Here is a 13,907-nt window from a genome sequence, read left to right as displayed (position 1 = left end):
ACTCCTTGCTATCAATATTGATAATGGCACAATCTTTCAGAAAAGAAGACTTTATCAACTACTTTTGCAATTCACCGCGTTAATTAGGTATAATATAATTAATATTAATTGGACGGTGGATTAAATGTTTAAGCCGAAAAAAGAGATACAAAATGAAGCAGAATTTGTTTTTAACGAGGCTAAAGAAAGTGTGTGGCAATTCTAACTTAATGCTACCCTGTTGATTGGAACGGAAGGTGCGAAGACTCCTGCGGGAGTACGGGGCAGGGGGAGACCCCGCAGGCGCTTCAGCGCCGAGGAGGCTTCCCGGCACGCCCGCGGAAAGCGAAGCACCTGGAGTGGAAATCAACAGGCCATTGAGCAGGCACGAATTTTTTTAAAATCGTAGGTTAGACTCTGATAAAATATAAAATTGTCGAGAAAAATACCCTTTCTCGACAATCTGAGATCCTAATTAGGATCCAATGCTGTTGTCTTCTCAAATGAATAAAACATTAGCCAATACAATCCTGCACTTACAAGTGCCAGGAAACATAGGACGTAAAATGTCCATTCATATCCTATCCAAACGGTCATTGGGATAGATAACGGAGCAATTGTGCGGCTGATAGTAAATCGCAAGCTGGCAGCAGCAAAATATTGTCCCCTCATATGCTCAGGTGCAAGCTTGGATACAAAGCTTTGTTGAATTCCTGCTCCCATCAACTCAGCAAAGGTAAAGACAGCCATCGCGATGATAAATCCCCAAATCCAATGAGTCTGACTAAAAAGTACAATGGAAATGGCATAAATGACAGATGAAAGAACAAATACATTCCGTTCTTTATATTTACCCATCCATTTAGTAATCACAACCGTTAGTAATGCAACGAGGAAACCATTTTCTGCAAGCACAATTCCAAAGGCTTGCTCTCCTCTAACAGTGAATGACCAGTCTCCGATTGAAAACAGAGTTTGGAGATCGATTACATCTTTCATATAAACAGGAAATAATAAATCCAATTGCATAAATGTTTGACCAGCTAGGACACCTGCAATAATAAAAAGTAGAAAGGTTTTATCTTTTATGATTAATGTATAATCCTTCAATTGGTTCTGTAAGAAATAGTACCATTTACCTTCCGCTTCCAGCGGGTTGGTTTTTTGCAGCGGTGCAGTTTCTCTCGTGAATTTTGCTAATATTAAGCCAAGTAACATACAAACAATACCAGCAAAGAGTAAAGTTTCAAAACGATAATTCACATAAAAAATTGCCCCTAAAATAGGACCAATTACAACGGCGATATTAATTGACGTGTAGAAAATGGCAAATACATTGCTTCTATCTTTTTCTTCAACCACATCCGCGACCATTGCTTGACTGGCAGGCCAATAAAACGAACCAAATACACCAGCAATCGCAAAGGAAATAAATCCTACCCAGGGAGATTCAAGCCAAGGAGAACTTGCTGCCGCAAAAGCTATAAAAGAAAGTCCTTGTCCAAAGGCAGAGAGAACCATCATGCGTTTTCTTCCAAAACGATCGGCACAATAACCACCCATTAGGTTGGCCAATACTGAGAAAAGTTGTGAAAATACCAATAAAAATCCTGCTTTATTTTTGCCAAACGCCTCAGCGAAATAGATCGTCAAAAACGGAAAGAACATCCAAAACGTAATGTTCATCATTGCTTCGCTAAATAAGCGAACTTTTAAATTCGGATCCCAATCTCTAATCCTCATGATGTACCTCCAGAACCAATATGTATGATAGCTAATACATCATACTATCTCAATGGAAGAAAATACAAGAAAAAAACAAGCCCAGCTTACAGATTTAGTTTGGCCTTCAAAAAGGAATAAGCAATGTCTAATATGTAAGTGTATCTATACATTCCCACACTGAAACTATGGTATATTAGACGGTACATAGTCAGTAAAGGAGTTCGGATAATGGCAAAAAGTATAGTAATTGCTGAGAAACCTTCCGTTGCACGTGATATTGCAAATGTATTGAAGTGTACGAAGAAAGGCAATGGTTTTTTAGAAGGAAACAATTATATCGTTACTTGGGCGCTGGGACATTTAGTAACTTTAGCAGATCCTGAGGTATATGATCATAAATATAAAACATGGAATCTAGAAGATCTACCTATGCTTCCAGAGCGCATGAAATTAGTTGTCATGAAACAAACTGGAAAGCAGTTTAATGCTGTAAAAACACAATTAAGCCGTAGTGATGTGAACGAAATAATTGTAGCTACTGATGCAGGGAGAGAAGGAGAATTAGTTGCACGTTGGATTATTGATAAAGCAAATATTCATAAGCCAATCAAACGTCTGTGGATTTCCTCTGTAACAGATAAAGCGATTAAAGATGGATTCAATAACTTAAAGCCTGGAAAAGCTTATGAAAACTTATACGCTTCAGCAGTAGCACGTTCGGAGGCAGACTGGTACATCGGTTTAAATGCAACTCGTGCATTAACAACTAAATTTAATGCTCAATTAAACTGTGGGCGTGTACAGACACCAACCGTTGCCATGGTTGCAACACGTGAAGATGAAATAAAGAGCTTCAAGCCTCAAACGTATTATGGGATTGAGGCTCAAACAGATGGACTTAAATTAACGTGGCAAGATGCGTTTGGAAATAGTCGCAGCTTTAATAAAGAAAAAATCGATGCAATCGTTAAATCACTTGGACGTAAAGATGCAAATATTGTTTCCATTGACCGCAAAGCAAAGAAAACATTCTCACCTGCTCTATATGATTTAACAGAGTTACAACGTGATGCTAATAAAATCTTTGGTTATTCAGCTAAAGAAACACTAAATATCATGCAAAAACTGTACGAGCAACATAAAGTGTTAACATATCCTCGTACAGATTCACGTTATTTATCTTCAGACATTGTTAGTACGCTTCCCGAGCGTTTAAAGGCGTGTGGTTCAGGTGAATATCGTTCTCTTGCAAATAAAGTATTAGCAAAGCCAATTAAAGCAACAAACGCCTTTGTAGATGATAGGAAAGTAAGTGATCACCATGCCATCATTCCAACGGAAGGTTATGTGAAATTCTCAGCGTTTACAGATAAAGAACGTAAAATATATGACCTTGTCGTAAAACGTTTCTTAGCTGTATTATTCCCAGCTTTTGAATACGAGCAGTTAACAGTCCAAGCAAAAATAGGTGAAGAAATATTCATTGCTAAAGGAAAAACGGTAATGAATGCAGGTTGGAAAGAAGTGTATGAAAATCGATTTGATGATGAAGAATCAACGGATGATGTTAAAGAGCAATTATTACCTCGTCTTGAAAAGGGTGATGTATTAATAACAAAGTTAATCGCTCAAACATCTGGCCAAACAAAGCCTCCTGCACGCTTTACAGAGGCTACTATACTGTCAGCCATGGAAAATCCAACGAAGTACATGGAAACAAATGATAAGAAGCTTGTAGATACGTTAAAATCAACTGGCGGACTTGGTACAGTTGCCACTCGCGCTGATATTATTGATAAATTATTCAATTCATTTCTAATTGAAAAACGTGGTGGAAAAGAAATCTATATCACGTCTAAAGGCCGGCAGTTACTAGATTTAGTACCAGGAGAATTAAAATCGCCAGCGACAACAGCTGAGTGGGAACAAAAACTTGAGCTGATTGCTAAAGGGAAACTTAAAAAAGATGTGTTCATAAATGAAATGAAAGAACATACAAAAAAAATTGTTGCTGAAATTAAAGCAAGCGACAAAAAATACAAGCACGACAACATTTCCACAAAATCATGCCCTGACTGTGGAAAACCAATGCTAGAGGTAAACGGCAAGAAAGGCAAAATGCTTGTCTGCCAAGATCGTGACTGCGGTCATAAAAAGAATGTCGCTCGCGTTACCAACGCACGCTGCCCTCAATGTAAAAAGAAAATGGAACTTCGTGGTGAAGGTCAAGGTCAAATCTTCGCATGTACATGTGGGTATCGCGAGAAACTATCTGCTTTTGAAGCACGACGCAAGAAAGAAACTGGTGGAAAAGTGGATAAACGTACCGTACAAAAGTATTTAAAACAGCAAGAAAAAGAAGCTGAACCGATTAATAATGCCTTTGCAGACTTATTAAAAGGGATAAAATTTGATTAAATTATTAAAAAAAGTTGAAGTGTCCATCTAGAAGTTTAGATAGGCACTTCAACTTTTTTGTATTATTGTGCTAAAGTATTATCGTGCTAAAATTCTGACAATTCTGTTGACAATCAAGCTTTTTATCACATACAATAATTATTAGAATAAAAATATTTGAATGGACTGATAACCTATGAGGCATCCAAAAACAAAATATTATTCGAAAATGTTAATAAAAGAGGCTGGACTCCAAATCTAATCTGAGATGGAATCCAGCCTCTTTCTTTATTCAATTAAAGTGGTAGAGGTGAGAAATGTGATTATGCTAACAGGTCAAAGTTTAACATTGGATCAAATGAAAGATGTTTTATATCGAAAAGAGAAGGTTTTTGCTTCAGAAAAAAGTATGGATCTTGTAAAAAAGAGCCGTGAAGCGGTAGAAAGAATCGTTTCCGAGCACAAAGTAGTTTACGGTATTAATACGGGATTTGGGAAGTTTAGTGATGTATTAATCAATAAAGAGCATGTCAGGGATTTACAGCTCAATTTAATTCGCTCACATGCTTGCGGGGTGGGGGACCCCTTTCCGGAAATTGTTTCAAAAGCAATGGTTCTTTTACGTGCCAATGCCCTTTTAAAAGGGTACTCAGGAGTTCGGCCAATTCTGATTGAGAAACTTTTAGAACTGGTTAATACAGAAATCATACCGGTTATTCCTCAGCAAGGTTCTTTAGGTGCAAGCGGTGATTTAGCTCCTCTCTCCCATTTAGCATTAGTGCTGATAGGGGAAGGTGAAGTATTTTACAAAGGAAATAGGATGGAGTCAATCCATGCGCTTCAAATGGAAGGAATCCTGCCCCTAACATTAGAGGCAAAAGAGGGTCTTGCGCTAATTAATGGAACACAGGCAATGACAGCTATGGGAGTGGTCGGCTATCTTGAAGCTGAACAGCTGGCATTTGAAAGTGAACTCATTGCAGCGATGACAATGGAAGGGTTAAACGGGATCATTGATGCATTTGCTGAGGAAGTTCATGTAGCAAGGGGATACCAGCAGCAGATTGATACGGCAGCAAGAATCCGCAGGTATCTTAGTGATAGTTTATTAACCACGGTTCAAGGAGAATACCGTGTTCAGGACGCTTATTCTCTAAGGTGTATTCCACAGGTACACGGGGCATCCTGGCAGGCACTTGATTATGTTAAGGAAAAATTAGAAATTGAAATGAATGCGGCTACAGACAATCCACTTATTTTTGATGATGGAGAAAAGGTTATTTCTGGAGGGAATTTTCATGGTCAGCCAATTGCATTCGCAATGGATTTTATGAAGATTGCAGTAGCGGAGCTTGCAAATATATCTGAAAGACGGATTGAGCGATTAGTAAACCCACAGTTGAACGATCTGCCGCCTTTCCTAAGTCCTGAACCTGGATTGCAGTCAGGTGCGATGATTATGCAATATGCTGCCGCATCGTTGGTATCAGAGAATAAAACACTTGCCCATCCTGCAAGTGTCGATTCCATTCCCTCATCTGCCAATCAGGAAGATCATGTGAGTATGGGTACCATTGCCTCTAGACATGCTTATCAAATCATTCAGAATGCAAGACGAGTGCTGGCAATTGAACTCATTTGTGCCATGCAGGCGGTTGAGATTCGCGGGGTGGAAAAAATGGCCTGCCAGACAAAGACGATATATGAGAAGGGAAGAGAGCTTGTTCCTTCTATAAAGAAGGATCGAATCTTTTCAAAAGACATCGAGAGGGCAGCAGAAGGTCTAAAAGAATGGGATCTTAAGAAACTCATTCAAAAATTTGATAATGTAAAATAAGCAAAAAAGGCGTGAAGTTCACGCCTTTTACTCTATTTCTTCCGTTTCAACTCTATTCTTAAATGCTTCTCGTACTACAAGGAACTCCTCGTCACCGATGGCATCCTTTGAATGCCTTTCAGTTTGGTTATCCTTTGGTAAATTACCAGGATGACCTTTCTTTTTATGATTAAAATGTTCTCCACGTGCCAAATGAAACACTCCTTTCGTCTACGAATGTATCATTCCCAAACGAAGGAAATTTATTAGTGAAGAAGAGGAGGATAAGAGAATTATTCTTCTTTAATTTTTTCATCAGACTTTGCAGGACTGCACATGGTGTCAATAAGGAAACCAAAAAATACTAAAAAGGCAATTGGTATTACGAAATTCAACACATGTATGGCTGTCATAGACTGAAATCACCACCATTATTTGAATATTTATAATATTTAGTATATTATAATGCTGTTAACAGTTAATTGTCAATCGTCACAAAATAAACAAATTTCACAGTAATTTCTAGCTCTTTCAACCTAATTTCAAAGTTTAGTTCTAGGGTAAACATCCTATTTTCGACTGTTAATTCCTTTATTTTCCATTAAACTTCCATTTAAATGATAAACTTTCTACATTTTGTGAATACTCCAACGTTTTTATGTAGAAAATTGGTAGAATTTGTGTAAAAAAAAGGTTCGAAAGACTAAAGTATTTGACAAAAAACAACACGATACTAATAAAGTACTATATATAATGAACATAGTAATCACGAAATAGGAAAAGTTATCTACGGAATTTACTGAATAATCAATGATTTATGAGCAATATGAAACAGAAAAAGGCAAACTCACTGAAAAATGGGGACGCAAAGCCGAGGATCTAAGGTATATTTTTTACTATGATGGCCGGGCTGCCTGGAATACGAAAATGTATTTTAGGAGTGGATGAAAGTGTCACTAACGGATGGTATGACGAGTGGAATGGATGCAGAATGGTTAGCTCTTATCGTAGAAGCAAAAGCTCTAGGGATTTCGAAGGAAACAATACTTGATTTTCTCCATCAGAACGAAGTTAGAGAGGTTCTAGTAAAGAATCGCCAAGATACATAAAAGAAGAACAAAGCATACTACAAAATATGGTAGTATGCTTTGTTCTTTTATTGTCCAGCTCCAGGCGCCATCGGCTCGCGGTCTACAGCCAATCCGTCCAAAAGGTTAAAAACCAACCTTTCAGCCGGCTCGACTTATGCTTGTCGCCGATAGGCGGGCGCCTTCCGCTTTTCTTTATTCTTCATTATTTTGACCGATTCGCCATTTATTAAATTCAATAAAATCGCGAAATTGTTCTTTCGATACACCAGAATCCATTGCCTCTTTTACAATGTTCATCCAATCACTATCTAATTCTTCTTTGTTAATCTGTTCATTTATTAGATGTTCAACAGGTACGTGTAATACAGAAGAAATTTTTTCAAGGAACTGAATAGACGGATTCCTTTGCAGGTTTCTTTCCAGAGAGCTTAAATAGGATTTAGCAACTCCAGCTTGTTCAGCAAGTTCTGATAATGACATTTTTTTTTCTAAACGAAGTTTTTTAACACGATCACCGATCATTGGTCTCACACACCTAATTTTTATTATTACTACAATAATTTTATCAGAAAAGATGAAAAAGTTCCATATTAAGAACGGTTGACTTTCACAAAAAATTCCTAAATAGCGAAAATTTTTTGAAATAATGGTTTGATAACGATAATATTAAAGAGTGTTTCCAAATCTGCAAAAATACATAAAAATAATAAAAAAAGGTTGGGAAGAGGATGATTGTTCTTAAATCACAGCGGGAAATCGATGCCATGAAAAAAGCAGGAGAAATTCTCGCATCATGTCATAAAGAAATTACAAAAATGATAAAACCAGGTGTAACAACTTGGGAGATTGATCAGTTTGTTGATGAATTCCTTGCTAAACACAAGGCAACCCCACAGCAAAAGGGCTATAAGGGCTATAAATATGCTACCTGTGCGAGTATTAATGACGAGGTATGCCATGGCTTTCCTAGAAAGGAACCATTAAAAGAAGGTGATATTGTCACCATCGATATGGTGGTCAATTATAACGGGGGGTTAGCTGATTCCGCATGGAGCTATGCTGTTGGAAGAGTTTCTTTAGAAACAGAACATTTATTAAAGGTAACAAAGGAAGCTCTCTATAAAGGTATTGAACAGTCTGTCCCTGGAAATAGGATTGGAGATATCGGTCATGCCATTCAAACCTATGTCGAAGGGGAAGGCTTTTCGGTTGTTCGTGACTTTATCGGTCATGGAATTGGGGCTGTCATTCATGAGAAACCGGATGTACCACATTACGGACTGCCCGGAAAAGGACCACGAATTAAAGAAGGTATGGTTTTTACTATAGAGCCAATGGTTAACGCTGGAATGTACCAAACGAAGATGGATAGTAATGGCTGGACAGCTAGGACTATTGATGGTAAGTTTTCTGCTCAATATGAACATACCATTGCCATTACGAAGGATGGACCGATTATATTAACTGATCAGGATAAATAAAAAACAGATCTCCTCGAGATCTGTTTTACTTATTCTTACGAAGGTTCCCTAGTTCTTCCACCAATGCCTGCATTTCATTTGGGCTAAACGAAGGTTTTTTCATGACCATTTCATAGATTTCTTTTAATTCCTCATACATTTCTTCATCAAAGTGTGAAGATTTAATGGCTCCAAGATTTAATACCTTTAATTTTTCTTTAATTTGTTCGATCATGTATTCTACATTTTCTACTGTCTTTTCTGATAAATTCATGCCGTCACCCTTCCATATTCGTAACTTTATCTTTTCATTTTCACTTCTAGATGTCAATCTAAACTTGGGCAGCTCCTTTTATTAAGTTTATAAAATAAATAGGTAATTATCTGTCCTTCTCTTGATTTTGACTGCAAGCTTAAAGCAAAATATAAAGTGATGAAAGTTGGTATTTTTTTATAGTGATGAAATGGATGATAAAAACCATATGGAAGGAGAGGTTAAAAAAATGGGTAAAAATTTATTTTTTAAAGGTATGTTCTATGGTGCGATAGCGGGTGGAGCTCTAAGCTTATTAGATAAAAAAACACGGCAGGATATGAGGGTGAATGCGAAAAAGGCGTATGAGCAAGTATCTTATGCTGTTCGCCATCCTAAGGAAATCACAGAAAATGTTAAAGAGACTGCTGAAAAAATTAGAAACACAATTGAGCAGGTTAGTGAGGACATTTCTTATATTACGGGAAAAGTGGACGAACTCCGTGTGCTGACTCCCCAAGTAAAGGAAATTGTGAAAGAGACGAAAAGTACTTTTTCTAATCATGAGGATTTAGACTTAGAAGAATTGTTAAAAGAGGTTGTTGTGGAAGATGATGTTCAATTTGAAAAGTAACAATTGGATTCAGTAAAAAGGAGAGGTGAGATATGGGGAAAGCAGTGAATGTTCGTAAATCTTTGTTAAGGCTGCTTTGGCACAGAATAGAAGAAGATGATATTCCTGGTTTATCAGCGCAGCTGGCCTATTTCTTTCTTCTTTCGCTATTTCCACTCCTTATTTTCATTTTTACATTACTGCCATATCTGCCCATTCAACACCTAGATATACTTGGGGGGATAGGAGACTTTGCTCCACCTCAGACGATGGATCTAATTGAAAAGAATGTAAATTATGTCATGAATAATCGAAATGGCGGATTACTTTCATTTGGTATTATTGGTACCATTTGGTCGGCATCTAATGGAATTCATGCCCTAGTAAGAGCTTTTAACAAAGCATACAATGTGAAAGAAAGCCGTTCTTTTATTGTTTCTAGAGCGATGGCTATCGTGCTGACCATCGGGATGATTTTAGTTTTTATTGTGGCCGTTTTACTTCCGATATTCGGAAGGGAAATTGGAATATTTCTTTTCTCCTATTTAGGTTTTCAACTGGAATTCCTGCGTATTTGGGAAATGTTAAGATTAGTCATCAGTGCCCTTATATTATTTTTAATCTTTACTGGATTATATTGGATTGCTCCCAATGTTAAATTACGCTGCAGAAGTGCATTCCCAGGAGCCGGTTTTGCAACTGTTGGCTGGATTCTTTCATCCTATGCTTTATCCTATTACGTGAGTAAATTTAACAACTTTTCACTGACCTATGGAAGTATTGGAGCTATTATTGTTTTACTAATTTGGTTATACATATCGGGGTTTATTATCATTCTCGGCGGCGAGATTAATGCTTTCTATAGTGAAAAGAATAAAACAAACTGTTAAAATTTCCCTTTATGAAAAACTTTTTATTGCAAAGAATATAGGTGGGGAACAGATTACAAATAGGGGGCTCACCATGACAAAACAAACAAAAAAAGATGGCGGCACAAAACAAAAGGGTAAAGGCAGTAAGGGAAATAAAACATCTGGTTCTGCTAACGGCAGCAACGGATATCATTAAATAGAACCGGGCTGAAAAGCCCGGTTCATTAATTTTTTAAAAGTCTTAAACTGTTCAGAATTACAAGAATGGTACTGCCTTCATGCCCAATTACACCAAACGGCAAATCCAGCAATTGAAAAAAGTTTGAAGAAATTAAAATCATGATTACCGTGATGGAGAAGATAACATTTTGTTTTATAATCCGATTCATCCGTTTCGAAAGATGAATGGCTTCTGCTATCCTTGGTAAATCATTTTTCATTAGGACAACATCCGCTGTTTCAAGAGCAACATCCGAGCCTTCTCCCATTGCAATACCCACATTTGCAATGGCTAATGCCGGAGCATCATTAATTCCATCGCCCACCATGGCAATGGTTTTGTATTTTTCCTTCAGCTTTTTGAGCTGCTCGACTTTTTCTTCAGGCAGACATTCAGCAAAGAACTGATTCACATGACTTTCTTCTGCAATGGCACTGGCCGTTTTCTCACTATCGCCCGTTAGCATGACCGTGTAAATACCTTGTTGCTTTAAATGGTCGATGGCAAGCTTTGTTTCTTGTCTCACAACATCTTTTAAAGCAATCATCGCGGCTAAGCAATCGTTAACTTGCACAAATACAAGTGTATTTCCTTGGCTTGCCAGGTCAGCCGCTTTACCGGCGGCGAATGATAGAGCAGCCTCTTTTCCAACAAAATCAGCTTTGCCTATTTTCCACTGTTCGCCATTTATTTCCGCTTTTACACCCCACCCCGAAACATCTTCAAGGTGTTCAGGATGAACGAGGTCACGGTTAATATTTTCTTTCACGTACTTGACGATGGACTGTGCAAGAGGGTGATTCGATTGATTTTCAATTGATGCGGTCTTCCATAAAAGCTCCATCTTATCAAAGTTTTCATTAACAATTATTTCGGTAACCTCAGGTTTTCCTTTTGTCAGCGTACCAGTTTTGTCAAAGGCAATCGCTTCTACATGGCTGAGATTCTCTAAATGTACACCGCCTTTGACTAGAATTCCTCGTTTTGCGCCATTTGAAATGGCAGACAGTGTTGCAGGCATAATCGATGCTACCAGTGCACAAGGAGATGCCACCACCAAGAGTATCATTGCCCGATAAAACGACTCATTCCAGCTCCAATCAAGCAGGAAATAGGGGAGGAACATCATCAACAAAACGACGGCTAATACGGTTTTTACATAGGTTCCTTCAAAGCGTTCAATAAACAGCTGTGATGGAGATTTTTCACTTTGAGCGGATTGCACAAGTTCAATAATTTTATGAAAGAGTGTTTCATTACTTTCTTTTGTTGTTTGGACAGTGATGGCACCTGTTAAATTTACCGTCCCCGCAAACACTTCCTTATCTAAACCTTTTGAAACAGGCATCGATTCCCCAGTAATAGCAGCTTCATCAATGTTCGTATACCCATTCTTTATGACGCCATCAGAAGGAATTCTTTCTCCAGGCTTAACGAGAATCTGATCGCCAACTTTTAACTCGGAAACAGGAACATGCCTTTCAATCCCATTATTAATAAGAAGAGCCTCTTCCGGCTGAAGCTTCATTAGCGAAGAAATCTCTTTGTGACTCTTGTTCATCGTATAGATTTCTAATGCACCACTAACAGCAAATATAAAAATCAAAATGGCGCCTTCTGTCCAATAGCCAATGATTGCAGAACCAATCGCTGCAAAAACCATTAGCATTTCAACGTTTAGTTGTTTGTTTTCATAGGTGGCTTCAATTCCTTCCTTGGCTTTGGCGAAGCCGCCTATCACAAAGGCCAATAAATAAAAGACAATTGAAGCAACCTGATCACCCATTTTATCTGTAATCCATCCTGCTGCGATGAAAACACCACTTAGTCCAGCAGCAATAAGTTCTGCATGTGGTTTTATTTTTTCAATAAACCCTACCTTTGGAAGCCCTTTTGTTAATCTCTTAGCATCCGTACTCATTATCAGTTCCCTCCCCATTTTAAATCTAATTGAGAAAAATAATCAAAATCATTACCCCTAAAAAACACGAAAGCTGTCATCAATTAAGATGACAGCACTGTTCCAAAAACAATTATTAAATTAAATTAATTTTATCATACAATGTATGTTTATTATATAAATATGCTCCAAAAAGATTTAAGAATTATGCTGCTCTATCATTGAAAAAGTTTTCTTTCCAAAAGCGTAAATAATGATGGATAAGGTAAGTAACATGGTACTAATTATATAAAAGAAACTTACTTTTTGGAAAAACTGAATAAATAACCCACCAATAATCGGTCCGCTCAAACTTCCTAAACTAAAGAAAATACCGCATAACAAATTTCCTGTTGCTAACAAATTCTTTGGTACTAAATCTGTCATATAGCTGATTCCAAGTGAAAATGTTGAGCCTACTACCATTCCCGATAGGAGAAAGGAAACGAAAAGTCCAATAAAGGAATGTTCAAATATGCTCGCAGATGTAAAAGTTAGAAATCCTAGGGAAAGTACGATCATTAATACATTTCTTCGACCATAAGAATCACTAAGCACACCTAATGGCAGCTGCGTAATGATACTGCCAATTGCAAAGGCAGTTAATACTAGGGAAACACTTGCTACGTCAATATCCCTTCTTAGTGCATATACCGGAAAGCTGCCGTTTAAAGAAGATTCTAAAAAACCGTAGCAGAAGGGAGGAAGAAAAGCGACCCATCCATATTTCATCGTTGTTCTAAATCGTTTGATGGTGTTGAAAAATGAATTAATCTCTACTTCCTGTTCTGGAAACTCGTTCTTTAATGTAAAGACAAATACCCATCCGATTAAACATAAAATAGAGGAAACGATGAATGGCAATGCCTCATTAATATTTACAAGTGGTGTCATCAAAGGTCCGCTTGCAAATCCAATCCCAAAAAATAAGCCGTACAAGGAAATATTCCGCCCTCTTTTTTCGGTTGGAGAAGAAGAGGTAATCCAGGTTTGGGTAGCAAAATGTAAGGCATGATCCCCAATCCCGATGATGGCTCGCAAGAAAAACCAAAACCAAAAGGATTTCCACAATGGAAACAATGCAAGAGCAAGCACCACAAGCCCGCCGCCAAGTATAATCGTTGGTTTATACCCATATTTTCGCAGCGGTGCTTCCATAAAGGGTGAAACGAGAAGAATTCCAATATAGAGCGCAGTGGCATTTAATCCATTAAGGGAGGAGGATACCCCGCTTTGTTCAAAAATAACGGCAATAAGTGGAAGAAGCATTCCTTGTGAAAAACCAGAAATGGCGACTATGGTCACTAGAATCCAAAATCGAAAATTATTTTTTTTATTCATATATGATCCTCATTAGTATGATATTGATACCCATTCGATGGTAACGAGAAAATAAGGCATTTGCAAGCAAAATTTTCTTCACTCTTTTAATGAATGGAAAAAAAGAGTATTCTCAATTTGTAGGGATTTTTATACAATTTTTACGTTTTTATCCTTATTGCTTTATATGATGTTAGGAGGGATAACAGTGGGAAAAATATT

Annotated in this window: 12 protein-coding genes and 1 riboswitch; of the genes, 6 read left to right on the top strand and 6 right to left on the bottom strand. The window is 37.6% G+C overall.

The features are described from left to right. Positions 1–450: 450 nt before the first annotated feature. The gene (locus MLOOGBEN_RS07665; protein ID WP_179157672.1) at positions 451–1,722 is read right to left on the bottom strand and encodes an MDR family MFS transporter; all 1,272 of its coding nucleotides are present in this window, start codon (positions 1,720–1,722) and stop codon (positions 451–453) included. Between the two features lie 210 nt (positions 1,723–1,932). Between MLOOGBEN_RS07665 and MLOOGBEN_RS07660 the strand changes: the two genes are divergently transcribed. After that, entirely contained in the window at positions 1,933–4,122 is a 2,190-nt protein-coding gene (locus MLOOGBEN_RS07660; RefSeq protein WP_179157671.1) for a DNA topoisomerase III, read from the top strand. A 298-nt stretch (positions 4,123–4,420) separates the two neighbouring features. Next, positions 4,421–5,938 (top strand): histidine ammonia-lyase, encoded by a 1,518-nt coding sequence (hutH, locus tag MLOOGBEN_RS07655; RefSeq protein ID WP_179157670.1) that lies wholly within the window; start codon positions 4,421–4,423, stop codon positions 5,936–5,938. A 27-nt stretch (positions 5,939–5,965) separates the two neighbouring features. On the opposite strand, the gene MLOOGBEN_RS07650 is transcribed toward hutH, so the two are convergent. After that, a complete protein-coding gene (locus tag MLOOGBEN_RS07650; RefSeq protein WP_179157669.1) occupies positions 5,966–6,130 on the bottom strand; it encodes a hypothetical protein in 165 nt (54 codons plus the stop codon). Between the two features lie 617 nt (positions 6,131–6,747). Next, a riboswitch (cyclic di-GMP riboswitch) is annotated at positions 6,748–6,835 on the top strand. Between the two features lie 32 nt (positions 6,836–6,867). Here MLOOGBEN_RS07650 and MLOOGBEN_RS07645 point away from each other — a divergent pair. Continuing rightward, the gene (locus MLOOGBEN_RS07645) at positions 6,868–7,026 is read left to right on the top strand and encodes an anti-repressor SinI family protein (RefSeq protein WP_368737769.1); all 159 of its coding nucleotides are present in this window, start codon (positions 6,868–6,870) and stop codon (positions 7,024–7,026) included. 174 nt (positions 7,027–7,200) lie between these two features. On the opposite strand, the gene MLOOGBEN_RS07640 is transcribed toward MLOOGBEN_RS07645, so the two are convergent. Then, positions 7,201–7,530 (bottom strand): helix-turn-helix domain-containing protein, encoded by a 330-nt coding sequence (locus tag MLOOGBEN_RS07640; protein WP_179157668.1) that lies wholly within the window; start codon positions 7,528–7,530, stop codon positions 7,201–7,203. 206 nt (positions 7,531–7,736) lie between these two features. On the opposite strand from MLOOGBEN_RS07640, the gene map reads away from it, so the two are divergent. Continuing rightward, positions 7,737–8,489 carry a type I methionyl aminopeptidase gene (map, locus tag MLOOGBEN_RS07635; protein ID WP_179157667.1) on the top strand — a complete coding sequence of 251 codons (753 nt, stop codon included), beginning with the start codon at positions 7,737–7,739 and terminating at the stop codon, positions 8,487–8,489. Between the two features lie 25 nt (positions 8,490–8,514). On the opposite strand, the gene MLOOGBEN_RS07630 is transcribed toward map, so the two are convergent. Next, on the bottom strand, positions 8,515–8,742 hold the full coding sequence (locus MLOOGBEN_RS07630) for a DUF1128 domain-containing protein (protein WP_179157666.1): 228 nt from the start codon (positions 8,740–8,742) through the stop codon (positions 8,515–8,517). A gap of 229 nt (positions 8,743–8,971) precedes the next feature. Between MLOOGBEN_RS07630 and MLOOGBEN_RS07625 the strand changes: the two genes are divergently transcribed. Together MLOOGBEN_RS07625 and MLOOGBEN_RS07620 are read left to right on the top strand one after the other, a co-directional pair. Next, positions 8,972–9,355, top strand: a complete 384-nt coding sequence (locus tag MLOOGBEN_RS07625; protein ID WP_179157665.1) for a YtxH domain-containing protein — start codon at positions 8,972–8,974, stop codon at positions 9,353–9,355. A gap of 32 nt (positions 9,356–9,387) precedes the next feature. Next, positions 9,388–10,224, top strand: coding sequence for a YihY/virulence factor BrkB family protein (locus MLOOGBEN_RS07620; protein WP_179157664.1), 837 nt, complete (start codon positions 9,388–9,390; stop codon positions 10,222–10,224). A 206-nt stretch (positions 10,225–10,430) separates the two neighbouring features. On the opposite strand, the gene MLOOGBEN_RS07615 is transcribed toward MLOOGBEN_RS07620, so the two are convergent. Further along, positions 10,431–12,347, bottom strand: coding sequence for a heavy metal translocating P-type ATPase (locus MLOOGBEN_RS07615; protein ID WP_179157663.1), 1,917 nt, complete (start codon positions 12,345–12,347; stop codon positions 10,431–10,433). Positions 12,348–12,524: 177 nt separating this feature from the next. Next, positions 12,525–13,706 carry an MFS transporter gene (locus MLOOGBEN_RS07610; protein ID WP_179157662.1) on the bottom strand — a complete coding sequence of 394 codons (1,182 nt, stop codon included), beginning with the start codon at positions 13,704–13,706 and terminating at the stop codon, positions 12,525–12,527. Between the last annotated feature and the right edge of the window lie 201 nt (positions 13,707–13,907).

It is taken from the genome of Bacillus sp. EB106-08-02-XG196 (assembly GCF_013396335.1).
GTDB lineage: Bacteria > Bacillota > Bacilli > Bacillales > Cytobacillaceae > Neobacillus.
The sequence above is the reverse complement of the archived record's forward strand: the minus strand, read 5'-3'. Positions and strand labels throughout refer to the sequence as shown.

Coding starts and splice junctions, on each gene's coding strand:
- MLOOGBEN_RS07665 (WP_179157672.1), bottom strand. CDS start 1,722: ATGAGGATTAGAGATTGGGATCCGAATTTAAAAGTTCGCTTATTTAGC.
- MLOOGBEN_RS07660 (WP_179157671.1), top strand. CDS start 1,933: ATGGCAAAAAGTATAGTAATTGCTGAGAAACCTTCCGTTGCACGTGAT.
- MLOOGBEN_RS07640 (WP_179157668.1), bottom strand. CDS start 7,530: ATGATCGGTGATCGTGTTAAAAAACTTCGTTTAGAAAAAAAAATGTCA.
- map (WP_179157667.1), top strand. CDS start 7,737: ATGATTGTTCTTAAATCACAGCGGGAAATCGATGCCATGAAAAAAGCA.
- MLOOGBEN_RS07630 (WP_179157666.1), bottom strand. CDS start 8,742: ATGAATTTATCAGAAAAGACAGTAGAAAATGTAGAATACATGATCGAA.
- MLOOGBEN_RS07625 (WP_179157665.1), top strand. CDS start 8,972: ATGGGTAAAAATTTATTTTTTAAAGGTATGTTCTATGGTGCGATAGCG.
- MLOOGBEN_RS07620 (WP_179157664.1), top strand. CDS start 9,388: ATGGGGAAAGCAGTGAATGTTCGTAAATCTTTGTTAAGGCTGCTTTGG.
- MLOOGBEN_RS07615 (WP_179157663.1), bottom strand. CDS start 12,347: ATGAGTACGGATGCTAAGAGATTAACAAAAGGGCTTCCAAAGGTAGGG.
- MLOOGBEN_RS07610 (WP_179157662.1), bottom strand. CDS start 13,706: ATGAATAAAAAAAATAATTTTCGATTTTGGATTCTAGTGACCATAGTC.